At 37.6% G+C, this 26061-nt stretch carries 21 protein-coding genes; 3 read left to right on the plus strand and 18 right to left on the minus strand.

Annotation, left to right across the window (positions count from 1 at the left end):
- Nucleotides 1–140 precede the first annotated feature (140 nt).
- The 4 genes from HWV59_RS14880 to HWV59_RS14895 form a co-directional block, all read right to left on the minus strand.
- On the minus strand, nucleotides 141–875 hold the full coding sequence (locus tag HWV59_RS14880; protein WP_175639329.1) for a polysaccharide deacetylase family protein: 735 nt from the start codon (nucleotides 873–875) through the stop codon (nucleotides 141–143).
- 178 nt (nucleotides 876–1053) lie between these two features.
- Nucleotides 1054–1959: a glycerophosphodiester phosphodiesterase gene (locus HWV59_RS14885; protein WP_175639330.1), complete on the minus strand. Its 906-nt coding sequence runs from the start codon at nucleotides 1957–1959 to the stop codon at nucleotides 1054–1056.
- A gap of 358 nt (nucleotides 1960–2317) precedes the next feature.
- The gene (locus HWV59_RS14890; protein ID WP_175639331.1) at nucleotides 2318–3178 is read right to left on the minus strand and encodes a gamma-glutamylcyclotransferase; all 861 of its coding nucleotides are present in this window, start codon (nucleotides 3176–3178) and stop codon (nucleotides 2318–2320) included.
- 138 nt (nucleotides 3179–3316) lie between these two features.
- Nucleotides 3317–4192, minus strand: a complete 876-nt coding sequence (locus tag HWV59_RS14895; protein ID WP_175639332.1) for a hypothetical protein — start codon at nucleotides 4190–4192, stop codon at nucleotides 3317–3319.
- Between the two features lie 140 nt (nucleotides 4193–4332).
- On the opposite strand from HWV59_RS14895, the gene HWV59_RS14900 reads away from it, so the two are divergent.
- Nucleotides 4333–4920, plus strand: a complete 588-nt coding sequence (locus HWV59_RS14900) for a TetR/AcrR family transcriptional regulator (RefSeq protein WP_175639333.1) — start codon at nucleotides 4333–4335, stop codon at nucleotides 4918–4920.
- Nucleotides 4921–5183: 263 nt separating this feature from the next.
- Complete coding sequence (locus tag HWV59_RS14905) at nucleotides 5184–6695, plus strand: glycine betaine uptake BCCT transporter (protein WP_175639334.1); 1512 nt, start codon at nucleotides 5184–5186, stop codon at nucleotides 6693–6695.
- Between the two features lie 216 nt (nucleotides 6696–6911).
- On the opposite strand, the gene dgoD (HWV59_RS14910) is transcribed toward HWV59_RS14905, so the two are convergent.
- The 8 genes from dgoD (HWV59_RS14910) to HWV59_RS14945 form a co-directional block, all read right to left on the minus strand.
- On the minus strand, nucleotides 6912–8030 hold the full coding sequence (dgoD, locus tag HWV59_RS14910; RefSeq protein WP_175639335.1) for a galactonate dehydratase: 1119 nt from the start codon (nucleotides 8028–8030) through the stop codon (nucleotides 6912–6914).
- A 23-nt stretch (nucleotides 8031–8053) separates the two neighbouring features.
- Nucleotides 8054–8893, minus strand: coding sequence for a carbohydrate ABC transporter permease (locus HWV59_RS14915; protein WP_175639336.1), 840 nt, complete (start codon nucleotides 8891–8893; stop codon nucleotides 8054–8056).
- The gene (locus HWV59_RS14920) at nucleotides 8883–9758 is read right to left on the minus strand and encodes a carbohydrate ABC transporter permease (protein WP_175639337.1); all 876 of its coding nucleotides are present in this window, start codon (nucleotides 9756–9758) and stop codon (nucleotides 8883–8885) included. Before HWV59_RS14920 ends, HWV59_RS14915 begins: the two co-directional genes overlap by 11 nt.
- A gap of 62 nt (nucleotides 9759–9820) precedes the next feature.
- The gene (locus HWV59_RS14925; RefSeq protein WP_175639338.1) at nucleotides 9821–11143 is read right to left on the minus strand and encodes an ABC transporter substrate-binding protein; all 1323 of its coding nucleotides are present in this window, start codon (nucleotides 11141–11143) and stop codon (nucleotides 9821–9823) included.
- Between the two features lie 37 nt (nucleotides 11144–11180).
- The gene (dgoD, locus tag HWV59_RS14930; protein WP_175639339.1) at nucleotides 11181–12314 is read right to left on the minus strand and encodes a galactonate dehydratase; all 1134 of its coding nucleotides are present in this window, start codon (nucleotides 12312–12314) and stop codon (nucleotides 11181–11183) included.
- Between the two features lie 61 nt (nucleotides 12315–12375).
- Nucleotides 12376–13419, minus strand: coding sequence for a LacI family DNA-binding transcriptional regulator (locus tag HWV59_RS14935; RefSeq protein WP_175639340.1), 1044 nt, complete (start codon nucleotides 13417–13419; stop codon nucleotides 12376–12378).
- A gap of 487 nt (nucleotides 13420–13906) precedes the next feature.
- Nucleotides 13907–14758, minus strand: a complete 852-nt coding sequence (locus HWV59_RS14940) for an aldo/keto reductase (RefSeq protein ID WP_175639341.1) — start codon at nucleotides 14756–14758, stop codon at nucleotides 13907–13909.
- Between the two features lie 36 nt (nucleotides 14759–14794).
- Nucleotides 14795–15778, minus strand: a complete 984-nt coding sequence (locus tag HWV59_RS14945) for an aldo/keto reductase (RefSeq protein WP_175639342.1) — start codon at nucleotides 15776–15778, stop codon at nucleotides 14795–14797.
- A 226-nt stretch (nucleotides 15779–16004) separates the two neighbouring features.
- Between HWV59_RS14945 and HWV59_RS14950 the strand changes: the two genes are divergently transcribed.
- A complete protein-coding gene (locus tag HWV59_RS14950; RefSeq protein WP_175639343.1) occupies nucleotides 16005–16922 on the plus strand; it encodes an AraC family transcriptional regulator in 918 nt (305 codons plus the stop codon).
- Between the two features lie 231 nt (nucleotides 16923–17153).
- On the opposite strand, the gene melA is transcribed toward HWV59_RS14950, so the two are convergent.
- The 6 genes from melA to HWV59_RS14980 all read right to left on the minus strand — a co-directional run bounded on the left by melA (nucleotide 17154) and on the right by HWV59_RS14980 (nucleotide 25847).
- The gene (gene melA, locus HWV59_RS14955) at nucleotides 17154–18680 is read right to left on the minus strand and encodes an alpha-glucosidase/alpha-galactosidase (protein ID WP_175639344.1); all 1527 of its coding nucleotides are present in this window, start codon (nucleotides 18678–18680) and stop codon (nucleotides 17154–17156) included.
- 94 nt (nucleotides 18681–18774) lie between these two features.
- Nucleotides 18775–19665 carry an AraC family transcriptional regulator gene (locus tag HWV59_RS14960; protein WP_175639345.1) on the minus strand — a complete coding sequence of 297 codons (891 nt, stop codon included), beginning with the start codon at nucleotides 19663–19665 and terminating at the stop codon, nucleotides 18775–18777.
- A 281-nt stretch (nucleotides 19666–19946) separates the two neighbouring features.
- Nucleotides 19947–21515 carry a SagB family peptide dehydrogenase gene (locus HWV59_RS14965; protein ID WP_175639346.1) on the minus strand — a complete coding sequence of 523 codons (1569 nt, stop codon included), beginning with the start codon at nucleotides 21513–21515 and terminating at the stop codon, nucleotides 19947–19949.
- 17 nt (nucleotides 21516–21532) lie between these two features.
- Nucleotides 21533–23479, minus strand: a complete 1947-nt coding sequence (locus tag HWV59_RS14970) for a TOMM precursor leader peptide-binding protein (protein WP_175639347.1) — start codon at nucleotides 23477–23479, stop codon at nucleotides 21533–21535.
- Nucleotides 23480–23481: 2 nt separating this feature from the next.
- Nucleotides 23482–25380: a putative thiazole-containing bacteriocin maturation protein gene (locus tag HWV59_RS14975; protein ID WP_175639348.1), complete on the minus strand. Its 1899-nt coding sequence runs from the start codon at nucleotides 25378–25380 to the stop codon at nucleotides 23482–23484.
- A 149-nt stretch (nucleotides 25381–25529) separates the two neighbouring features.
- Nucleotides 25530–25847, minus strand: coding sequence for a heterocycloanthracin/sonorensin family bacteriocin (locus HWV59_RS14980; protein ID WP_175639349.1), 318 nt, complete (start codon nucleotides 25845–25847; stop codon nucleotides 25530–25532).
- Nucleotides 25848–26061 lie beyond the last annotated feature (214 nt).

The following is a 26061-nucleotide window of genomic DNA, read 5'->3' on the forward strand; positions in this document are numbered from 1 at the left end:
AAGGGGATCAGCGAAGTTGGGTATATGACTCACCCTATTGCCGTCCAAAGCTCAAGGGTGGGTTATTTTTTGTCTCTAAAAGATATGATAGACAACACCAAACAATTATTAAGGTCCTTGAAGTCAAAACCTTTCCCCCATTACTTTCCCTCAACAATCTTTGCAAACTCATCAAGAGTCGTTGAATATTTAATATAGATACGCGGTAAAAGATAAAGTTCTTCCTTAATGCCCTTCTTAGTAAATAATTCAGGAGTTGTTGTGAGTCCAAACGAATAATATTTTTTCGTTTCTGCTATAACCTTGTCGTTAGTATTGCCGTAAGGATATGAAAGTGCAATAACAGGTTTGCCTGTTATTTTTTGAATCGTATCTTTAGATCCTTTTAATTCTTTTTCAAATACATTTATTTTTGTTAAATCTGGATGTGTTGCCGTATGAGATTGTATTGAGATGATTCCTGAATCAACCATCTTTTTTATTTCCGAATTCGATAATCGGTTTGAACGACCAATAAAATCAGAAATAACAAAAATAGTTCCGTTTGGTTTAAACTGTTCATTTGTTAGGTTTTGAAAGGTTGCAAAAGCATTCAAATTATTTTTATATCCATCATCAAAGGTAATAAAAATCGGTTTTTTCACGTTCTCAATGTCTTTCCATCTTTCAAAAGTTAATAAAGTATAACCATGATCTCGTAAATAAATCATTTGTTTTTCAAAGTTTTCCGGGGTTACATATAACTCTTTTGAACCAAGACCCTTATATTCGTCGATTGAATGGTAAACTAAAATCGGGACTTTCTGCTGTGCAGAAGTTTGAGATGGAAGCATTAAGATTAAATAACAAATAAACAACATGATTATAGCTTTCATAGAAACCCCCTCTCATTAACCCCTTTATTTTCTCTTTATTTTTCCATTCATTTTGAAGAGATATACAATGTAGATGATAGAAATTTACCCTTTCCACACTTTAGTTTTTCTAATCAGATCATCCAAACTACAAAAAACATGCAGGTTAATATACCCGCATGTTTGTTTGAAGTGTATTTTATTTTCCACTTTTAAATTCTTTCAAAACCTCATTAAATCGATCCGGGAAATTTGTAAACACACCTGTAACTCCCCATTCTAATGCTTTTCTGAGGTCATCCTTCTCATTAATTGTATATGGGTGAATATGCAAACCGTTCTCTCTCACTTTTTCTACATATGCCTTGTCAATTCGTGCAAAGTTTGGACCAACACCTACGGCATACTCCTTTATTTCCTTGATCTCTTCTTCGGTAATTGTTGCTGGAGAGCGATACGATTTAAGTTGTACCAATGGAATCTGTGAGTTAAGTTCATGCATTTTTAATAAACTTTCTTGACTGAACGATTGGATAATAACATGACTTGAGCGCCCATTTACACCTGTAAGCTTGTATTCTTCAAGTAATTCTAGTAGTTTTTCCTCCATACCAGGGTAAACGTCCGGTGATTTTGTTTCTATGTAGTAATCAGCACCACGGCCAAACCTTTCAAATACCTCTTCTAATGTAGGAACTTGAAGTCCTTCATATTCCTCTTTTGCATATTCTGGATACTTTTCATTAAACCATGAACCGGCATCAAGCTCTTTTATTTCCTCTAATGTTTTTTCCTTAACCAATCCAGTGCCGTTTGTAGTTCGGTTTACCGTTTCATCATGCATGGCAATAAGGTGTCCATCCTTTGTCATTTGAAGGTCGATTTCAATATAATCCCCCTTCATTTCCTCACCTAATTCGTATGCTGCAATTGTGTGCTCAGGAGCATGTCCAGAAGCGCCGCGATGTGCAACGTTTAATAGTTTTGTTTCAGTTGTTGGAGAACTTGATTTTCCAGCTGCAGCCGCAACACCAGGTATAGAAACTTGCAGGGTTAACCCTAATGTCAAACATAGTAATGCTGTCTTTCTTAAATTTTTCTTCATTTATATTACACTCCCTTTTTGTAAGTTCTATACTTACATTACTAGGGAAATGTAAATCTTAGATTGATAGATCGTAAATAATTCATTTACAAATAAAAACAGGAAAAAAATCCTGTTCTATTAAATATCACTTCTACCATTTAGTGTCATATAATAGTTTTATTTGCTTATAATCTTATGAAATAGTAGTTATTATCACCCATCAATCGTCTTGTTTTCATTGTTAGTCATTTTATATAAAGCGAGTAAAATTTTATTAACACGTCTGTTTGTTTACAAAAAAGATGGAATAATGGAAATATTTTTACGAGAAATTTACAAAACTCATGGATGAGCTTATTTTAACAAAGTATTTTCCTTATTCTGCAATTCCAAATTTTTCAAGCAAATGCTTCACCAGTTTCTGATAGTAGCTTTCACTTACAAAGCTTTTTGCACCTCTAAGAATTTCTGTCCAATAGTGCTCAGGTGGGGCCACTTCCTTTGCCTTATCAACGACGAAAAACGTTAATACATTCCTATAGGTTTTTCCATCTATCATTACATCAATAAATGAAGGACGATAAATTTGACCCATCACACCTTCTCGGTGGAATAAGTAAGTTAATGCTTCGCGGGATATATGATAGACTTTCCCCTCTACATACTCCGCCGATTCAATAAGATCTGCTCTACCACCATCATGAGATTTTCGGGTATATGCTAATGAATAATTCTTTGCCACACCACAGCCTGCTACTTTTTCAAATTCGTGGTTAACACCTGCCAGCTTAAAGCGCTCATCATCCATGCATGACCCATAGGCAAAATACAATAATTCATTTTGTTGTAAGTATCGATGACACTTCCAATCACCAAACTTAATTTCCTCATGATTAGTATCGTTACTTGAAGAATATACATATACATACGCTTCGATTGTATGGAAATCTGTATGAACCACCTGTGTAATACGTTCATATAGATTGTTCCTTCCCTTACCTTCATAGCCTTCGAGATCATCAAGACTTGCAAGTTGCTTGTCGGTTACTTCATATACCTCCCCGTAGACTCTATTTTTATTGCTTGTAAACAAAGCCGGATATCCATAGCCAGTGTCATATAAAATCCCATTTGTCCAACATTGACGACTGACACACTTCGCATTTTTTAATAAGTAGTGATTAGTTTCATGCTGTCGTAATGTACCGTAAACAAATATCATGTTTAATTTTTCCATCCTTACATTCTCCTTTCCAGCCATTTTTTCACAAGTATATGCTTTGAAAAGTTCGATTAGTTCCAAATAAAAAAGAGCACTTCTGCAGATACACAGCTATGCTCTCTGAATTTCTTCTATAAATTCGTATCGATTACCTTACAAGCTCGTCGATACCTTAACTTTCTTGTCTCTTACTAGTTTTAAACATGTATAACCTAATACAACGATCCATATCATTGTAAGGAAATAGAAACTAATTGAACTGACTGTTAATTCAAAAACTGCTTTACCCATGGCTGTGTGGATACCCAGCATGATTAATGCAAGATTCCAAGTCAAACCTGTTAAATGTATGATCTTTGCTTTCATTTCATTAGCGTACGTGGATAGCATCGTTAACCATGCAATCAAAGGAATGACTTGAAGTCCGTGAAAGCCTAATCCATGAAGCCAGATGATATTACCATCTATACCGGTAAATCGCCCTTGAAGCACAATCATCCAGATGCCACCTGAGAAGGCAATTAACGTTGAGAGTATTCCATAGCGTAAAGCGTTTGACATGAGAGGATTTCGCTTCTTATCACCTTGTTTAAAAATCGATACCGCTAATACAATATATAAAATAATAATGACTAATGAGACTAATCCAAACAGCCCTCCGAGAATCTGATCTTGTATCTCTCCAACCTGTGTAAATCTCGGGTTAATGCCTCTCATGTGTTGGATGGTTTCCACTCCGTAGCTATATAACGTGGAAATAATCAACATCCAACGAAAAAACCGCCTTTTTCTTATTGAAAAATTGACATATCGTAAAATGACGGCAGTTGTCATAATAAAAGTACCAATCGCGATGTTGAAGGACACCGCTTTATATAAATCACCTTCTGGTGGTATAGAGGCTCCAGTAAATAAAATGGTCACCAAACAAACAGCACCTAATAAAATCCCTAACAATCCTGTTAAAAACATGTACCTTTCTTCTAAAAGTATTCGATGATTTACAATACGACCGATAAAATGAACCATTTATTCATCAACCCTTCTTAATGAAATTAACTAAATTTAATATCTCGAATTTAACATACCGACCGTCGGTTTGTAAATGGTTTACTTCTTCTTTCTTCAGTTGTATAGTTAAACTACCTTACAAAATGGAGTGTTTTATCATGATTGAGAGTGAAAGCTTACATAAATTAATTGATGTTACAGAAAAAATTATTGCTGAAAAAGGTTGTCAAAAAACAACACTTAACGAAATAATCAGGCGCAGCGGGTTATCGAAAGGAGCTATTTATCATTACGTTAACAGTAAAAATGAACTTTTTGCCCTTGTCTTAAAGCAACAATTAAAGCAAGTGGATGAAAGGTTTCATGAGAGTATAGGGAAACAAGAAAGAGCAGAGCTTGGAGACCCGCTGCGGGAAACGCTAAGATCTTTTATCCATACAAAAACTAGTGTTTCTAACCAAATCTTTTTTTATTTATTAAGTCACCAAAATGATGAGGAAGATCAGCAAATTCTTCTGGACTTCCAGCAACTTAACTATCAGCTTGCCGTAAACTGGATAAAGTCCGGTCAAAATGGAGGTCCTATCCCAAGTGACCTCGATGCTGATCGGGTTTCTGCTTTTTTTACTATTTTAGGATATGGAATGAGAGTTCAATCCATGATTTCTGATAATGAGAAATTATTCACTTCAGAAGAAGTTTTTAAAATCATGAAGCAGACTCTTTCTAAGAAAGAGCTTTTTTGATGTATCTTTACAAAAATTATTCCTGTAAAGACCAAGTAGTAAAAAAGGATAAGGAGTTAATGAGCAATTTCCAGACCATGTTACACAAAAAAGATTATCATACAGATTTGGTTTTAAAGAAGTAAATCCTGGGTAACTTACCTATTGTATAGGGTGAGTTATTTTTTTTGCCTCCGTCAGTCTTCCTTCCCCATTATGTTTACATGAAATTAGGAAAAAAGAAGATACTAACTTATGCGTTAACACATGTGGGAGGTTATTTTATGAAACAAAAGTTTATTGTGTTTTATATATCATTAATTATTCTTTCTTTAGTTGTTATTGCCGGACTTATGATTCCGAATGCATTAGAGCAGGTCACTGCTAATATACAAGCTTTCTTTTCTGATGCGTTTGGATGGTATTATTTAATCCTCGTCACTATTGTTCTTGTCATTTGTTTGTTTCTGCTCATTTCACCTATTGGACGAATTAAGCTTGGAAACCAAGATGAAAAGCCTGAATTTTCTACGCCCACCTGGATTGCGATGTTGTTTAGTGCAGGTATGGGGATCGGGCTTGTCTTTTATGGAACGAGCGAACCAATTAGCCATTATGCAATTAGTTCTCCTACAGGTGAAGTTGGAACAAATCAAGCGATAAAGGATGCCCTCCGCTTTACTTTTTTTCATTGGGGAATTCACGCTTGGAGTATATATGCCATGGTTGCACTAGCAATTGCCTATTTTCATTTTAGACATAAGAAATTGAGTTTAATTAGTGCAACATTGGAGCCCCTTTTCGGTGATAAGGTAAACGGCGTTGCAGGAAAAGCGATTGATGTTTTTTCTGTATTGGCAACTGTACTCGGTGTAGCAGCATCACTCGGTTTTGGGGCAGTTCAAATTAATGGAGGCCTGGCATATCTATTTGACATTCCTAAAACAATTGGAATTCAATTTTTGATTATTGCGATTGTTACCGTCTTATTTTTACTATCGGCAATGTCTGGATTAGGGAAAGGAATAAAAATATTAAGTAACGCGAATATGATTTTAGCTGGTGCTTTATTGTTGCTGATGTTTATATTCGGTCCAACATTATTCATTTTAAATTTATTTACCGATACAATTGGTCAGTATATTCAAACGTTACCACAAATGAGCTTTAGAATTGCGCCTTTAAATGAAGACATTCGGGAATGGATCAATGGCTGGACGATTTTCTATTGGGCTTGGTGGATTGCATGGTCTCCATTTGTAGGGATCTTTATTGCCCGTGTTTCCAAAGGTAGAAGTATAAGGGAATTTGTTTTTTATGTCCTGCTTATCCCTTCTATCGTTGTTTTTCTATGGTTTTCCGCTTTCGGAGGTTCAGCCATTGAACTTGAACACAATGGTATTGCACAAATTTCTACATTATCTGCAGAGGAATCGTTATTTGGTGTATTTGCGAATTATCCATTTCCTCTCGTAACATCCATTACAGCCATGTTGCTTATCGGGTCATTTTTTATTACATCTGCCGATTCAGGGACATATGTATTAGGAATGATGACAACAAATGGATCACACTCACCTGGTAATAAAGTAAAATTCACATGGGGAATATTACTTTCAGCTATTGCATTAGCACTTCTATACTCAGGCGGTCTTCAAGCATTACAAAATATGATGATTATTGCGGCATTACCATTTTCAATCATTATCGCTTTAATGACCATCAGTTTAGTTAAGGCTTTACGCACAGAAGCCAAACAGCTTGGAATTGGAAAGATTAAAAAAAGGAAGGCATGATATTATGAACGACATAGTTGGGATACTATGTCGTTTATATCTTGACTTCCAGAAACTATTATATTGGCTACTAAGTCGATTAAACTTCCTTGCTGACAATTGATACGATCTTATGAATAAAAAGATTGTTTGGTGATAGAACTAAACAGCCATTGTGAGAATTTGCAGTTGTAGTTCTTACTGGTTTTGTTACCTATTTTAAAAAACGCACTCATCCTACCATTCCGCTAATGAGTTATCTTTTTCATGAAACCAGTGAGGTAACCTCCAGTCACCTTCATAAATGTCAGAAGCAAATGCTTCTTCATCCAATTCAATTCCCAATCCAGGTGCCTTTGGAAGATCGATATATCCGTCTTTCATAACAAATGGCTGCTTAATCAGACCTTCTCCCAGTGTGATTTGTTCTTGGGCAACAAAATTTTGAACGGTCGCATCTAATTGGATACTTGCAGCAAGGTTAATAGGTCCTAACGGATTATGAGGAGCAAACCCTGCATAATACACTTCACCCATTGCCGCGATTTTTTTTGCTTCTGTAATTCCGCCGCAATGAGCCAAATCTGGTTGCAGCACAGATGCGGCCTGTTTTTCTAACACTTCCCGGAATCCCCATCTCGTATAAAGTCGTTCACCAGTCGCAATAGGAAGGGATGTTGATCGAGCAATTGTTACCATCGTATCAACATTTTCAGGAAGACATGGTTCTTCAATAAAGAGTGGCTTAAATGGCTCAAATTCCTTTGCCAACTGGATTGCTAATGCAGGACTTACTCTACCATGAAAATCAATGCCAAAGTCACGGTCTGGTCCAATGATATCTCTTAAAATGGACATCCTTTCTACTTGTCTATTTATATATGCTGAAGTTTCAAGATGCTGTGCTTTTTCATGAACGGCTGTTTTGATCATCGTATACCCTTCTTCTACAGCCTCTCTCGCATTTTTTTTGAATTCCTCCAGGTCATCACCGTGCACATGCTGGTAAACTCGAATTTTGTCACGAACCTTTCCTCCTAAGAGTGTATATACAGGAACGTTTAAACTTTTCCCTAAGATATCCCATAATGCTTGATCTACAGCACTTATGGCACTACAAAGAATAGCACCGCCTCTGTAAAAAGTCCCACGGTACATCAAGTTCCAGAGATGCTCGATCTCCCTCGGATCCTGCCCAATTAACAGATATTCAAACTCTTTTATCGCCATTTCTACTACCTTTGCTCTACCTTCTAAACAAGCTTCCCCTAACCCAACTATCCCATCATCTGTATGCACTTTTAAAAATGAATATCTCGGTTTTACATGTACGACTTCCAGTTTTGTGATTTTCATTGACTATCTCCTCTCAAAATTTTTTAAGATTTTACTGATCCTGCTGTTAAACTACTAATTAAATACTTCTGGAAAAATAAAAAGAAAATTAATAATGGAATTGTAGCTACTAATGAGGCTGCCATCATATCATTCCACATGATCCGATATTGGCCAATGAGCTGCCCAATTCCTACAGGTACTGTTTTCATCGTTTCCGATTGTGTTAAAACTAGGGCAAACATATACTCGTTCCAACCTACGATAAACGCATAAATGGCTGTTGCAGCCACTCCAGGTAAACTTAGCGGGAAAATAATTTGCAGGAATGTCCGAAATGGACTGCATCCGTCAATAGCTGCTGCTTCATCTAATTCTTTTGGTATACTATTAAAATAGCCCATCATCATCCACGAGCAGAACGGTATGGTAAAGGAAATATATGTTAGAATTAATCCAAGATAGGTGTTTACAAGTCCGAGTGTTTGCATAATTTTATAAAATGGAATTAACAGCATAATGGAAGGAAACATTTGGGTAACTAATAGAAACGTAAGGAAAGCACCTTTTCCCTTAAAGTTAAACCGTGATGCCCCATATCCTGCTAAACACGAAAATGCTAATGATATAAATGTTGCTGCGGAAACGACTAAAATACTATTAAAGAAGTATTGTCCGAATGGATAATCGGTCCATATTCTTGAGAATGACTGGAACGTTATTTCATCTGGAATCCACTTAGGTGGAATCGTAAAAATAGCTTGATCATTTTTTATAGAAGTTGATAACATCCAAAACACGGGGATAATGACTATAAGTGAAAAAAAGACGAGAATAAGATAAGCTGTAATATTGTTTACGAGTTTCCTCCGTTTATTTGTCATCTAAAAACCTCCTATAAAGGTAGCTCATAAGCAGACAGATAAAGAATACAATGACAGCTGTTGCTGCTGCTCTACCAAATCTGAAATCTTGGAAGGCGATTTGATATATATCAATACTGATGACACTTGTCGAATTGACTGGCCCACCCGCCGTTAATAACCAAACGATTGTAAAGTGCTTAAACCACCATACTGTTTCTAATATTATTGTCACCATTAGTACTGGCATAAGACCTGGAATTGTAATGTGACGAAACGCCTGCCATTTATTAGCCCCATCTATTTCTGCAGCCTCATACAAATCTTTAGAAATAGCTTGTAAACCAGCAAGAACTAATATCAGAACCAATGGATACCCTTTCCAAATACATGCAATCACTACGCCAATTAAGGCAAATGATGGAGAATCGAGCCAGGCTATCGGTTCACTAACTATATGTAAACCACTAAGAATATGATTTAATAACCCATACATCGGGTTAAATAGCCATTTCCATAATAGAGCTACAACAACCTCCGGGAATAACCATGGTAAAATGAGCAGGGCTCGAAAGAACACCCTTCCTTTTATATTCATATTTAAGATGATGGCTAAGAGAGTACCAACAACTAAGTTCCCACCAACAACAAGAATGGTAAATTGAAAAGTAAGAGCAATCTTTTGAATAAACTCAGGATCTTTAAAAGCCTGAATATAATATTCCAGTCCAACAAAATCCCATTTATTTAATAGATTCGTATCAAATAAACTAATATATCCACCGTAAAGTAATGGATAGGCAATTAAAATAAGAAGGGTAATGATTGTTGGAAAGATAAACCAATAACCAGCCCATTTTCCTTGATGTGAATAGCTGCTCTTCAACCTCTCCTCCTCCTTTAAAGGTAGTGAAAGGAAAAGGAATTTTCCTTTCCCTCTATAAACTTTTACTTATTATTTTCAATTTCTCGGCGAACCTTTTCAGCGGCATTCTTTGCTGCTTCTTCCGCTGTCATTGTTCCAGAGATAATTGCTTGATACGCTTCTGCTGAAGCTAACTGTACACTCGGGTAATAAGGTGTATTTGGTAATGGGAATGCGTAATCCAATGCTTCAATGAACCCTTGCAACTCAGGTGTGCTAACAGCAGGATCATTTCCTGCTTCCATTCTTGCAGGAATCCGTCCGGTTTTTTCATTCCAAGCTAATTGATTTTTCTTGTTTAATAAGAATTTTAAGTATTTTACTGCAGCATCTTTATGCTCACTTGTTGCCGAGATGGAGAAACCTAACATGCCTAAAACCGCTTTATGCGTTTGCCCCTCCTCATGTGGGAGAGGAACACCAGCAATTTTCCCTTCCAATTCAGGGTTTTGATTTAGGATACTTCCAATTGAATGCGGACCAGTGACCATCATTGCCGCTTTTTCAGACGCCATTAGGCTGACCGCCTCTGGATACCCAGTTTGAAGTGGACCAGGAGGAACAACTTCATGCTCAGTTACAAGCTCACTAAAGAATGAAAACGCATCAATTGCTTCTTTCGAATCATATCCTGTTGTCCATTCACCATTTTCGCTCGTAAGTTCTTCAGCTCCAAATGTTCTCATAATTGGAATGAATCGCGATCCACCAGAGCCATTATTTGTCCCAACCATCGCAAAGCCCCAGCGATCAACTTCACCATCTCCATTTGTATCGCCTGTTAGCGTTTTCGCTGCTGTCAAAAATTCATCCCATGTTTTTGGAGGGTTTAGCCCTTCTTCTTCAAACCAATCTTTTCGATATAATAAACCCGTAGGAATCGTAAACCATGGAGCGTATTGCAGCTTACCATCAATCATGGCTTCATCTAATGTTGCTGGATAAAAACCATTAATATACTCTTCTCCTAACAGTGGAGTTAAATCTTCGACAATTCCCATTTCATGTGCTTTCCCATAAAACTCCGGGCTATTTATAAAGATATCTGGGACTTCACCACCCGTTGCCATAGTTGTTAGTTTTGTGTAAATTTCATTCATCGGTACACCAATAAACTCAATTTTAATATTCGGATTTTCTTTCATAAAATCTTCAGCAATCTGTTTTTCTACATCTCCTTCAGGGCTCTCTACAACTGTCGGTGATAGAACTTTCAGGGTAATTGTGTCACTACTGTCAGAATCACTTCCTCCAGAACCACTACTTTGATTAGAGCAACCTGCAACAAGCATCATAAAAATAAGTCCTATTACTGTAAAAAGCTTTGGAAATCTAGTTTTTCTCATGTTGAACCTCCTAGAATTTAATTATTCCAAAAGCAGACTACCAATCTGCTATAGAACCGTCACTATGATAAAGACGGGGTGTCTCCCAGTCTCCTTCATACATTCTTTCTTTTAATGCTTCTTCATCAACTTCAATTCCCAATCCAGGACTTTTTGGTATTTCAATGTAACCGTCTTCAATTTTGAACGAATTTTTAAGAATACCATGCCCTAAATCAGACTTATCATCTAAAGTTGGATGTTCTTGTATTAAAAAATTAGGTGTACAAGCATCTAATTGAATACATGCCGCCAATGAAATAGGACCTAAGGGATTATGAGGAGCAACCGCACCATAATAGGTTTCTGCAAGTGCTGCTATTTTCTTAGATTCAAAGATTCCACCCGCATGACATAAATCAGGCTGAACGATTGAAACGGCTTGTTTTTCAATCACCTCACGGAATCCCCATTTCGTATACAGTCTTTCACCTGTAGCAATTGGAATGGTAGTCGAATTCGCTATTTTCACCATTGCCTCAACATTCTCCGGTAAACAAGGCTCTTCAATAAACATTGGATAGTATGGTTCAAATGCTGCGGCAAGCCGAATGGCCATCGCAGGACTCACTCTTCCATGAAAATCAATAGCAATATCCATTTCAGTTCCAACTGCATTACGAATGGCAGACAATTTCTCAACCTGTTTGTTGACATAGGCGAGGCTATCAACAATTTGCACCGGTCCATCAAGAGCTATTTTAATCGCATTAAAGCCTTGTTCTTTTCTTTTAAGTGCTAAATGAACAGCATCCTCAATCGTGTCTCCATGACAATGGGCATACATTCGAATTTTGTCACGACATGCCCCTCCTAACATTTCATAGATTGGGAGATGATAATATTTTCCTTTTATGTCCCATAGTGCTTGCTCAATTCCACTAATTGCACTTACTAGAATAGGGCCTCCACGATAAAATCCTCCTCGATACATTGCTTGCCAATGGTGCTCAATCTTAAGTGGATCTTGACCAATAAGATAGGATTCGAGTACTTTTATTGCAGCTTCTACCGTATGGGAATTTCCTTCAACAATTGGCTCACCATACCCAACAATCCCTTCATCTGTTTCAACTTTAAGAATTAGCCATCTTGGTAAGATATGAAATAGTTCCAGCTTACTAATCTTCAATCATGTCCCTCCTTTTTTATACAAAAATGACTGAATGGGCATCTCCATCGATCGAATTAGCCTACTTGCCAATGATTTGCGGCATGGATGTATCTTCTATTTTTGCTTTACATGTCGATTTGCGGATCATAAGTTCCGGTATAACCTCGAATTTAACAGGTTTCGTATGCTTTTTACGTTTGATTTTTTTAAATAGCAGCTCGGAAGACTTTGCCCCCATCTCCAGAACGGGAGTGGCAACAGTTGTAAGTGGAGGATCCAACAATCCAGTCCACTCAAAGTCATCGAACCCAATTACCGAAACATCTTTCGGAACTTCCAGGCCTTTTTCTCTAACGGCCTTTATCACTTCTAACGTTAAATTGATATTGGTAGATAAAAATGCAGTTGGAGGATCCGGACTTTCTAGTAATCGTAGTGTTGTCTTTACACCATGTCCCTTCTCTTGTTTAATGATATTAATTAACTGCTTATCAACGGGTACACGATTTGTTTCTAATGCTTCTTTGTAAGCTTCCAATCTTTCTCCGCGAACAAGGATATTTTCAATAGGATAAAGCATTATCGCAATTCGATCATGACCTAAAGATAAGAGATGATTCATCGCTTCCATCGTTCCTGTTGTATTATCAACAATGACCATATCCTCCTGAATATTCGATGGGGAACTATTGATAAATACAACTGGAAACTTGATAGATTGCAGGTAAGCAAAAAGCTCTGACTGTGGCTGAATTGTATTAATAATTAATCCATCAACTTGTCTTCCAATTAGCATTTTAATATTTTCTTCCTCTTGCTTTGCACTCATAGACGAGTCACTCACCATTAAGCTGTATCCCTTTTTTACACATTCCTCTTGTATTCCCTTAATCACATCTGCCCAAAAAGGAGACATATCCGCTACAATGAGACCAATTACCTTTGTCTCTTTCTTTTTTAAACTTTGGGCTACAGAATTAGGACGATAATTTAATTCTTCAATTGCCTTAAGTATTTTATCTTTCATTTCATCTGACATATGTTTATAGTTGTGATTTAACACTCTCGAAACAGAACTTTTTGAAACACCTGCCTTTTTTGCAACATCTTCTATTGTCGTCATAATTGGTCCTCCTAAAGTCTCGAAACGGTTTCTGAAATCGGTTTTATGTTAAAGCTTATTACAATGTGTAACCAAGTATTACAGAAAATCAAAAAAAGTCCCTCACTGGGACAGAGGGACAGGTTCGTCGTTCCACCATTTATTGGAAATAATATAACTCGTTCGAATAATAAGAAGAAAATATGTTTCTTTTTCAAAGAATTGACGTATTCTGTTCAGTTAATTGTTCGATCAGCATGAAGAGATCCTCAAAAAAACAGTAGTTGCATAAATTGATAGACAAAAATCACTCGCAAAATACCTTTATCCATTATCTCGATTTTTTGCTACTTTGCCTGTTCCACTCAATTTAAGGATATTGCATTCAAATAAAAAAGCGTGTGAATTCACAATAAAATTCACACGCTTTTTTATAGATTTTAACTAACAACTAACTATTACACAAAATATAATATATTATTATTGATTGTGTTGATATGAAGAAACATTAAATATCCAGCTTACGGGTACCAAGCAATTTCACCATTTCAGGATCCCTATGTGAGAAGAACAAACTCTCTTTCGTATCTAATGCCGCAATTTTCCTCATATCATCCTGGTTTAATTCAAAGTCAAAGATATTGAAGTTTTCAATGATTCTTTCTTTACGAACAGACTTCGGTATCGCCACGACTCCTCTTTGTGTTAACCATCGTAAAATAACCTGGGCAACAGATTTATTATACTTATCTGCTATTGATACTAACATTTCGTCCTGGAACATGTTATTTTTCCCTTCAGCAAATGGTCCCCAAGACTCAATTTGAACATTGTTCCCTTTCATAAAGTTATGACTATCTATTTGCTGGCAGAAAGGATGTGTTTCAACTTGGTTTACGGCAGGAACTACTTGATTATGAAGAATTAAATCTACTAGACGGTCACTATGGAAGTTACTAACGCCAATTGCCTTGATTTTTCCTTGCGCGTTCAATTCCTCCATTGCACGCCAAGAACCATATACATCGCCGTATGGTTGATGAATTAAATATAAATCCAGGTAATCCAATTGTAGTCTTTCAAGTGATTTTTCGAATGCTTTCTTTGTGCTCTCGTAACCAGCATCCTGAACCCAGAGTTTTGTGGTAATAAACAATTCCTCTCTTGATACTCCACTACGCTTGATAGCTCTGCCGACTGCTTCTTCATTTAGATAAGAGGCAGCAGTGTCTATCAGACGATAGCCTGCTGTAATAGCGTCGTAAACAGCTTGTTCACATTCTTTTTCATCTTGTATTTGAAAAACACCAAAACCTAGTATCGGCATTTCAACTCCATTATTTAACCTAACTTGTTGCATAAAAAATTCCTCCTGTTTATTAAATTTACGTGGCTTTTATTTCCCCACTCTATTTGCGTATTCTGCCGGGTAGCGCTCTCCCGATATTTCAATTTTTGAGAGTGCTTCATTTAAATCTAATAGTTCTTTAGGAGTTATCTCAATTTCCGTTGCACCAAGATTTTCTTCTAATCGCTCTAATTTCCTTGTGCCGGGAATCGGAACAATCCATGATTTCTGAGCCAGTACCCATGCTAGTGCAATTTGAGCTGGTTTTACTTCCTTTTCTTCAGCAATCGTCTTTATCAAATCGACCAAAACCTGATTCGCTTCGATATTCTCTGATTTGAAACGAGGAACAATACTCCGGAAATCAGAGCTTTCAAATGTTGCGTTTTTATCAATTTTCCCGGTAAGAAAGCCTTTGCCTAGCGGACTAAACGGAACAAAGCCGATTCCAAGCTCTTCAAGGGTAGGAAGCAGTTGTTCTTCAGGACTTCTCCACATCATGGAGTACTCACTTTGGATAGCAGTAAGCGGATGAACCGCGTGTGCACGACGAATGGTTTCCACCCCTGCTTCGGAAAGACCCCAGTGCTTGACCTTCCCTTCTTTTATTAGTTCTATTACAACTCCAGCTACTTCTTCAATTGGTACATTAGGATCAACACGATGCTGATAGTAAAGATCAATCGTTTCAACATTTAGACGTTTAAGTGAACCCTCAACCGATTTTTTGATTTGTTCTGGTTTACTATTAAGAACTTGCTTGCCATGTTCCATTTGGATACCAAATTTAGTAGCAATGGCAACCTTTCCTTTGAAAGGGGCAAGTGCTTCGCCTACCAACTCTTCATTTACAAATGGACCATACACTTCAGCTGTATCAAAGAATGTTACACCTCGGTCAATCGCCGAGTGAATAAGGGAAATCATCTCGTTTTTGTCGGATGCAGGGCCATAACCATGGCTCATGCCCATGCATCCAAGTCCGATCGCAGAAACTTCCAGGTTGCTTTTTCCTAATATACGTTTTTCCAATTCTCATTCATCCTTCCTTTTTATAATTTGCTCTTAGTTGTTAGAGACATACAGTGAGCATAAAATAGAATATAAATAACTCAGTAACCTTATTATGCAGCAATTGAAAATATGAATGGTATCACGATCGTATCAAATGATTGCATAATCCTCGCGCTGCTATTTACGTAATAAGAGAATTTTCTTTATAATGGAACCACCATATAAGGAAACAAAGGAGGATTTTATGTTTGAACAATTATATAGACAAAGAGTTGAGCTTGCAAAAATCATTGAGAGGCACTCGGGAAGAAACGGAACTCAACTAACTTCCATACCGTCTTTATATTTCTCCCATTATTGTTATGCAACTGGACCAAATTATGGAGTTTACAAGCCTTCTTTATGTATTATTGTTCAAGGAATGAAGGAGGTATTGCTTTCACAGGAACTCTACAGATACGGTCCGGCCGATTACCTTGTTGCATCTGTTAACCTTCCTATTACCGGACAAGTCACTGAAGCCTCTGCTGAAGCTCCTTATCTAGCTCTTAAACTTGAATTCACACCGAGTGAAATTTTAGATGTGTTACGTGAATTTCAAATGGAAGCCGATAAGAAGGGAAATGCAAAACGAGGTATGTATGTTAGCAAATTAGATCAACCTTTACTTGATGCGGTAACAAGATTAGCGCGTTTACTAGATTCTCCAAATGACATCAAAGTACTTGCTCCTTTAATCAGAAAAGAAATTATCTATAGGGCTCTACATGGAGAGCATGGTAGTATGCTAAAACAAATAGCAATAGCAGGCAGTTCTACTCATCAAATCAGTGACGTGATAAAACATATTATGAAAAATTATGAAAAGTCTTTTAAGATCGAGGAGCTTGCGGAATTAGCAAATATGAGTGTTTCCTCATTACATAGGCACTTTAAAGTAGTTACTGCGATGAGTCCAATTCAATACCAAAAACAACTAAGACTTCAAGAAGCTAGAAGCCTGTTGCTAACCGAGTCATCGGATGCAGCGGATGTCGCTTTCCGTGTAGGCTATGAGAGTCCTTCACAATTCAGTCGTGAATATTCGCGCATGTTTGGTTTACCACCAAAAGAAGATATAAAGCTTCTGAGGGAGCAATATGAACAGAGGGTAAAAGCTTAATTTCTTAACATGTGGTCTAATTCTATTTCCTTTTAGTGTTAATTACAATTTAACTTATATAAAAAAATGCATGTATCTTAATTAAAGATTCATGCACTTTTTTATTCTGCCATATATCTATCTTTGTATCCGCTTACTTTATCCTACTTTAGAGTAGAGTTTTTAAATTACTACGATTCTATATGTCACAGTGACAAATCCAAGAGAGTTCATCATATCTCGAGTAAGAAATTATAAAAGAGGTACAGAATTTTTTACATCTCTGGCCGGCCGTTCCTTTGCTTTGTCAGCTTCACCGGCATTTTTATTTGCTTCATTTCTATTCCTTGCCATTTCCTCTACAGACTTAACCTCTAATCTAGCTGCACCTCGGTACTCTTTTGTTGGAAGCAATTCACTGCTCTTAAGTCTTACCTTTGCATCACGAATAGCATCTTCATATTGTGGTAACCATTCTTCAAGAGCAACTAATAACTCATCAACCATTTGCCATATTTCCTTTGGATTACAAACAGCACCAACAAGGGGGTCCATCATCATAGCTTGACGTAGTAATTGGTCATCTGCAGTGACTGCTGCTTCAACTGCTAAGCGTTGGACTGAAATACTGACGTTACATACAGCTGCACAACCTAATGGTAAATCTCCAACTACCGGCATGTTTATCCCATTTCGATCTACATATCCAGGAGCTTCAATAATGGCATCATCAGGTAAATTTGTGATGACTCCGTTATTCACAACGTTAAAGTGGCCTCGATATACACGACCTGTTTCAAGACCTTCTAAGATATAAGAGCCATGCTCCTCACTGCGATTCTCAGACGTATACTCTAATGCCGGGTCTTTTAACCAATTAGGAAAATCTGTTTGAAACCAGTTGCGACCCTCTGTACATACGCGTAAATAACCGCCTGTTTCTCCATTTATCCATGTTCCAAGGTCAATCCAATCTTTTATTTCTTCTGGACGTTTGCGATACCACGGGACATATTCACTTAGATGACCATTAGACTCAGTACTGTAATAGCCAAACCTTCTTAACATATCGATCCTTACTTTTTCTGTTTTGCTATATTCAGGATGATTTTCAAATGCTGATAATAGTTGGTCAGTCATATCTTTTCCTTCATGACTCACTTTAATATACCAGGTTTGATGGTTAATTCCTGCACAAACGATGTCAACCTCTTCTTTTTTCTTACCAAGCACATTTGCAATTTGTCTATGCCCGCCTTGAACGCCATGGCATAAGCCTATAGTTCGAACTCCACCGTATTTGTTACATGCCCAGGTTAGCATCGCCATTGGATTTGCATAGTTTAATAGCAAACAATTTTCTTCTGCAACTTCACGTATGTCTTTGCAAATTTCTAACATTGCCGCAATTCCTCGTTGTCCATACATAATACCACCGGCACTTAATGTATCTCCTACACACTGGTCAACACCATACTTTAATGGAATCTCAATATCCTTTTCAAAAGCAGATAATCCACCAATTCGGACGACGTTAAAAATGTATCTTGCACCTGTTAATGCCTCTCTTCGATCTGTTGTAGCTTGAATTTTTATATTTAATCCATTTTCATGAATATCCCTTTGACAAAGTTTTGTCACCATTTCTAAGTTATCCTGGTTGATATCTGTAAATGATACATTAATTCCTTTAAACTCCGGTACCGATAGTAAATCTCTTAGTAATCCTCTCGTAAAACCGATACTTCCAGCGCCAATGAAGGTAACTTTGAATGTCATATTATTCCTCCTTTTCATACCATCAGGTTATCATCAACACGAATGGAAACGCTTTAAAAATACTCGTTGTTTTGAAAGAGGTTTGTGCACTATTCTAACTTTTCACATCAAATCGTTTATACGTATCACAAACATGTTTCCGATACTCCATTGGTGTATATCCTGTATATTTTTTAAACACTTTACTAAAATATTGACTGCTGTTCATACCGATAAAGCTGGATACATCTGTAATTGGAATATCTGTTTGTGAAATAAGCATCTTCGCTTTGTTAATTCTTATTTTTGTAAGATAATCAATAATCGTACAGTCCATTGTTTCTTTAAAGATTCGGTGTAGATAGTTTGGATGAAGGTGTGTGAGGGAAGACAGATCTTCTATTTTAATATCATAATCATAATTTTCATGAAGATAATCGACTACTTTTTTAACATAAACATCTGATTGCTGAAATGATTTTACTTTTGCTTCAGCAACAGTTCTTGATATTAGAACTAATAATTGAGAGATTAAGAGATATACCAATAATTGGTTATCGTTACTTTTACTATCTAATTCCAGGACCAAATTTCTAAGAGAATTATAAACTCCATTATTATCCTTTAACAGATGATAATCTTGTTCAGAAGAGAGTAAACCTAGAATTTCCTTGCTCTCTTTTGCTAACTCTTTAATGGATGGAAATCTACTCGTAACCTCGGTCAAAGTAAATTCTAAATTCAGCATCCGACATGGCTGATCCTTATTAACGATTAAACGATGAGGTACTTGACTATCAATTAAAACAAACTGATTCTTTTTTAAATGCAAAGCTTTTCCATTTATTTCAATTATACATTGACCAGAAAGTACATACATGATTTCAATCGCTTCATGAGAATGATACATCATCTGAAATTCATTCCACTCTTTAAAGTAATACGCCGTTACCTTTGGATGACAGTTATCTCTATTATTAATTGAGTACAGACTACCTAGATTCATTTTTTCACTCCCTACTTAGGAACAAGGAATCTCTGTCTCTGTCCCGCACAAAACAATTATATCAGCTCAACTTCATCAAGGTAACCTATGACTTTCTAATTGAGTTTTTTGGGTACTTTATGTAATTGGCGTCTATACTATACTTTATCTTGAAGCAATTTCGTAGGTATTTCTCTTTTGCATGTGAGGTTTTTTGGGCTGGAGATTTATTATGTAAAAGAGATGAAAGAAGAAGAATAAAGGCGGGAAAGTGGGACAGTGTACCTGTCCCTACTGTCCCGCTAAGTGTGAAGGCTTCCCATTAGCCAAGGTCGTTGTCGATGAGGACCTATTGGGATTTGGATTAAGCATGTTTTTCCTAGTGATTCCAAGTTGTATATTTGATCACTCTGGTTGACGTCGAATCCGAGGAGCGGGTGTCCACCCATTTCGAGGGCTGATGCTGTTAATAATAATTTTTGGACAAGCATTCCCGCTTCCATTTGTTGAATTCGGTATCCTCTGTAGCCAAGTGTATTTTTATCATAATCCTTGTTACCGACAACATGCAGGGTGATAGGCACTTGGAGGAGATTTACATTTCCTAAAGACATACCTGATTGCAGCATTTGCCGATGGTCTCCAGGATTTATCAAACGTAATGCATGTTCACTGTTGTCATAGAAATAAGCCCCATTAGGAATTCCTTCAATATTATACAAACAGACAAAAATAGAGATCCGTGTTTCTTCTATATTTTTTTCTACCATTAAATCATTACGATAACGGAAAGCTGCTGTTGCCTCGTATAGCAGATCAGCAAGTTGTTGTAGGCTTACTTTTTCCAACACGAAATCCATGTCAGGTGAAAATCGCTTTCGGCAGATTGTTATGAAATCATACGAAAGGCGATTAACTTGTGGTAAAGGAAACACTCCACCCTCAACCGTTCTACTCTTTTTCTCCTTTATCCATCGAAAAACTGTAGAATCGAGCATAGAGACTTCATTCATTTTTCGTAACATTGGAAACTCTTTTATTCTTTTTGACCGAACATAATGTTTAGGCTGAATAGAAGGTATTTCTCGTACCAATTCAGCAGCTAATACATTCACGCCATGACTTTTTGCTGACCAATTGGTTGGTTCAACTGAAAGCGGGATGACTGCATATACACTCTCTTCTTGCTCCTTAAGCCCAAGAAGATGATTAATTGCACGATCAAGATATTGATAGTACACACCTGATGAGAACCCAAAACGTTTTGCCACTTCTCCTAACTGTCCGATCAGAACACCTGCATCTAATCCTTGCAGGCGGTAAGAAAAGTTATTGTACTTGAAAAAGTTTTTCCAAAACATCGTAGAGATAAAAACGGTCCCAAAACAAGTTGTTAGATTACAACGGCATCCAAGCGCCCGGGTAAGATAATCATCAAAAGAACCTTCACGTACTAACACTAAACGATGGTGTGATGTATCGTAATGATAAATCCCTCCTGGTACATCGTCGATTTTTAAATAGACGTATACTTCATTTGGATACAACCCTCCACCTGAAGGGGCGAACCTTCTATATGATTGCATGATTTCCAGTTGACTTTCTGAAGAATCCATCGGAAAAACGGAATGGCTAAACTGTGTCAGACCATAAACATACCAAAGGAAGTGACCAATTCTCTTAAGATCAGGTTTATTGGGTGGTTCCTGACTTTCAAGAGTTAGCGGTATTTCTGAAGATAGAGGGATTTCGGGTAAATCATAGTAAAGCTTATAAGCTAGCGGGCCATCTTCCCAATCCACTTCCCAGTTTGGTATGCTTGCCTTATCAATGTCAAAATGCAAGTTATGCAGAAACTCATCAAGATTCATCCTTCCAGCCTCCCTTCTTATGGAAATGGGTGTGGAAGTGGATTTAGCTTTTCGCGTGTCAATGGTTCTGTTGTATACCCCAGCTCCATAGGGACCTTTAATAACCTCTCTAACCCTGTTACGCGCTTTAGGTGATTTCCGAAGGTCATCGGTACCATCCCGGGAATCAACACTTTTACACAATGTAATCCATTTTGTTTAATTTCAGGTGTTGTTTGATCAATTACAATGACATCCAAGTTTGCGGTCTGTAACGCTTGCAGAATATCTCGAAGGTCATCAGTAAGGTCAGCATGGTTCGACTTCCACTTGAATTCCTCGTTAAAGGTTTTCATCGTAGTGTTATTGTTAAGTAAAAAATGCAGGCGCTCTTCTGCTTGTGGTAAGCCATACAACATCCCGTGGTCATCCATTTGTTGTACTAAGGAAGAATCATGTATCATTCGCTCATATTCGTCTTTGTTTGTCTCTAATTTTTCATCAAGTGTTAGCATCATGCCAGCCAATTCATGAACAGCAGTTTTCACAGCACGCACCGGATCCAAATGAGCTCCTGCTGCACAAATTAGATTTAAGCCTTTTTGCTTTCTGTTTTTGGCTAATGCGACAATGCTTGGAATTCCGTGTTCCATTGTCGAGTTATAGACATACAGGTCATATCCGCCAACTGCTTTCATCCGCTCAATCATCAACACTAATTCTTCATCTTCAGAAGAGTAAGGATCAAGACGTTGTAATGGCAATTTTGCGTACCAGGTCATTAAAAAAGAATCACGCTCGACCACTTCCATAATGCCGTAAAAAATGGCTTCTTCTAAACTTCCTCCTAGTGCGCATCCGTTTGACGTTTCATAGACAAATCCCTGTGAACCGCACCCTAAACTGTAATAGGCAAGTAACTCTGGAATTAATATTGGACGCTCCTGTGAAAACGAATAACCCCATACCCAATTTATGGGCCGGTTAGGGTCAAATTTTTCAAAGGGGAAACCTGGTCGTTGATACTGTTCTTCATCATGTATACCAACCGATTGAGGATTTAATGCTTGATCTTTTACATTTTGATAGCAATCATATACCACTGTCCGTTTACCTCGGGGCTGGAGGCCGCAGTAACGCTCCAAGCCTTCTAAAATAGCGGTCAATTCACTTATCGCGTAGGAATTTGTACGACCGGCTGTTCCTTCATCCCCTTCAAACAAAGGTAAGTTTACACTGACATCCGCAAATGGAGGCACAAGATTATACATCTTATCGTTAAGCAGACCAGCACGAGCATCAAGATAGTCATTACCTAACACACTTTTTAACTCATCTAATGAACGTGTGCGGTAACTATCCAGGCTGACTTTCGGACTTTTTTGAAGAGAAATTCGGGCTAAATCCGCTGAATCGTCTGGTATGGAACTGCATACTGAACATTGGGGGACAGGCAGGAAGGAATGCCATGAACACTTCAATGTATTTAAGTTGATGAAGCCCAGCCTCTTCTCTGGAAGAGTTTGTTTTCCTTTGATAAACCTTTGAACCTCTGCTTTAAGTAGATGAACCATTTGCAAAAAACCTGATCTTGATGCCCATGCTTCTTGTTGTGTTATTCCTGAGTTCTCTAACTTTTTTTGCATATCCCACATTTCTTTACGATGTCTACCTGTAAGAACACGGCGTAGATCGGCGCATTGTGTGCAACCTGGAATTTCAGGGTGAACCAACGGGCCTATGATGCCTTCTCCAAATGATACAAAGCCCCGAAGCCAAGGGGTGTTGCTTGCCCGAAACACCTCTTCTGCATGTTGATATACAGAAGGATTCCATTCATCTTGCAGGACCAAAGCTACATCAGTTGTTTTGGGCATGCCTGAATCAAGATTAGTTTTGCGAACAATTAAATATTCTGAGGAAAGTTCTGTACAAAAAAGGTCTGCCAGCAAGCCCTCACCAACGACCAACAAATCAGCACTCACCTTCATTCCTCCTCTCGAACCACAACTCCATATGTCCCTGCTAAACCTTCTTTTAAACTTGGTTCTAGATCAAGTTCATAAATGACAAGTTGCTTTCCGTTTCGATCCAATACTTCCTTCGCAGATTGCAGTAGTACAGAATAGTTCTGGTCATGACCATCAAGTATATTTAGTAGTTGAGGTGCCTTTTCGTCAAGTAGCACGGATGATACGACTAAGCCTTCGGATGTTACGGGATCTTCATGGTTTTGTGTTTTATAAAGAGCCAGTTGCAATGCTTTTCTTAATGCAAATGTTATATTGATATCTACACTTCCATACCAACCGTTCCTCGTGCCAATCCATATGACTGGGAAGCCGGATACTTCCTCTCCTAATCCGATCAATGGATCACCCTGGATTTTTGATAATGACTGTAAATAAAATCTGCATCGTACATCATCAATTGTATTCAACTGGATTCGCGTTAGAGAAATCTTGTGGTTTGCTTGTTTTATTTTCATTTCCTCAACTAAATACTTCTGCAATCCACGGCATACACTTTCTGCAAATGTTTCACCTGTACCAACTTGTACGTGTGTAGGCAGATCGAGTAAGGTCGTTAATCGATGTCCATATGCTTCGATTCCAGCTAGACCCGCTTCCCTTCTTGCCTCCTCGTGTGTTAATCCTGAACAAATGATACTTTGCAAAAATTCAGCAGGTCCATCAGATAATGGATCGATGGGTTGGACTCGGCACTGTGCTAACGGAAGTTGCAGCAAATCTCCCTCATCCCAAGAATGAAAAATCCCTGTTGCATTTGATGTTAACTTATCGAAAAAAAGAAGTAATTCGCCAGTTGCTTCTCTTTTCAAATCTAATTGAATTCGTTTATCATAATCGTCTACAATTGTAGCTACTGTATTTCCACCTACTATTGGATGAGGGAGAAATGAATGCCAATTTCCTTCCATTGTTTCTAAATCTAATAAAAAGTATTGATTATTTTGTTCCCTTTCCTTCACTCCTGTTATGTTTTTAAATAATTCAAATACTATGAGATTAGCCAGCATCGCTCCTGCTGTAGCGGAAGAATTAGAAATTCTAATTTGTTTTAAAAGTTCCGACCGATGCAGTCGCCGCCATGCAGATTCCCAACAATTCTCTGACTCTGGTAATACGAAAGGACCCGCCATTCCAATCTGTTGAGTACATATAGACGGGATAAACACCTTCTTTTCTTCTCTACAAATCTGATGGAGCCGTTTTAGTTCTTCTATATTCCCCTTTTGTGATACGTACAATATATAATCATACGGCTTCACAATCTCCCGCCATGAACTTCCTGAAATCTCTTCAACTTCCACCTCTGCATCTGTTGTTTGGGCTTGTGCCACGAGTTCCTGCAGTCGCTGTACATTCGTCTGATTCCTTCCTGTAATGTTAATTTGAAACTTTGGTAAACCTGAATTAAGTAATGCTGAAACTACTGAAACTAACATATCTCCTGAACCAATTGCCAATGCTTTTGCCTGACGATAAGTCTGAAATCGAAACGCAGCTGAATCTACAAAACTTTCAATAAATTCAATTTGGGAAGCATACTTTTTTAAAACCTGTTTCGTTAAATCGTTCGGTTGGTCACGACTTACATCTTTAACAAATCCATTTTGATACAATGTTTCCGCGATTTCGTACACTCGATCACGATACGGTCCCGGTAATCCGTTTGTTAAACTTTCCAGAGAGTGTTCTCCATTGAACATAGGTACTAGTTTTTCAACCCATTTATCAATCATACTGCCTTCCATACGAAACGAACTCGTATTGTTTCGAAAATATACACCGCTGTTAGCTTCCGGGAGATAAAACGTGTCCCTTTTCACTTTCAGACGCGTAGAAGGGTCCAAATTCGCCATAGTGAACCTCCTTAGAACGTAGCTGCTATTATCTTTCCATTTCATTACTATTATTTTATGTACTGGAAATTGTCCGTTATGTTCATTTTCAATGAAAATAGCCTCTACAAAAGTGTAGAGGCTTGCGGTATTTCTTTATGAAACTTTTTTTATCTTCCTCCGCAGCGACCTCCGCCGCCACAACGGCCACCACCGCCGCAACGACCATCACTACAACGGTGTCCACCACAACGACCACCGCCACCACAGCGACCTCCACAATTAAAGCAGCTATAACAGCTAAAGCAGCTATGACAGTTGAAACAGCTATAACAACTAAAGCAGCTAAAACAGCGTAAAACACTTCCTACACCAACGTAAAGCCTTTCATCAGTATTATAGTATTGATTCGGGTCATAAGGTACCGCCGGAGTAGCTTGGTAATCACCTAGATTTAACATTTGAAGATCTTGTTGAAAATTATTCATTTAAAAAAACCTCCTCAAAATAATGGCCTGGAAACAATGACGAGAAACAAACATGTAAGTTCAAGCTGGGTTTCTGGTAGTTAAATACTTCTTCAACAAATTATGTAAATTGGGTGGGTATTGTTACTGATGAAAGAGCCTAATTATTTGAATTCTAAAATCTAATAAGAGTAAGAATTCTATCTAAATAGTTCAATTACAAAAAAAGACCCTA

The organism is Metabacillus schmidteae, from assembly GCF_903166545.1.
GTDB classification, from domain to species: Bacteria; Bacillota; Bacilli; order Bacillales; family Bacillaceae; genus Metabacillus; species Metabacillus schmidteae.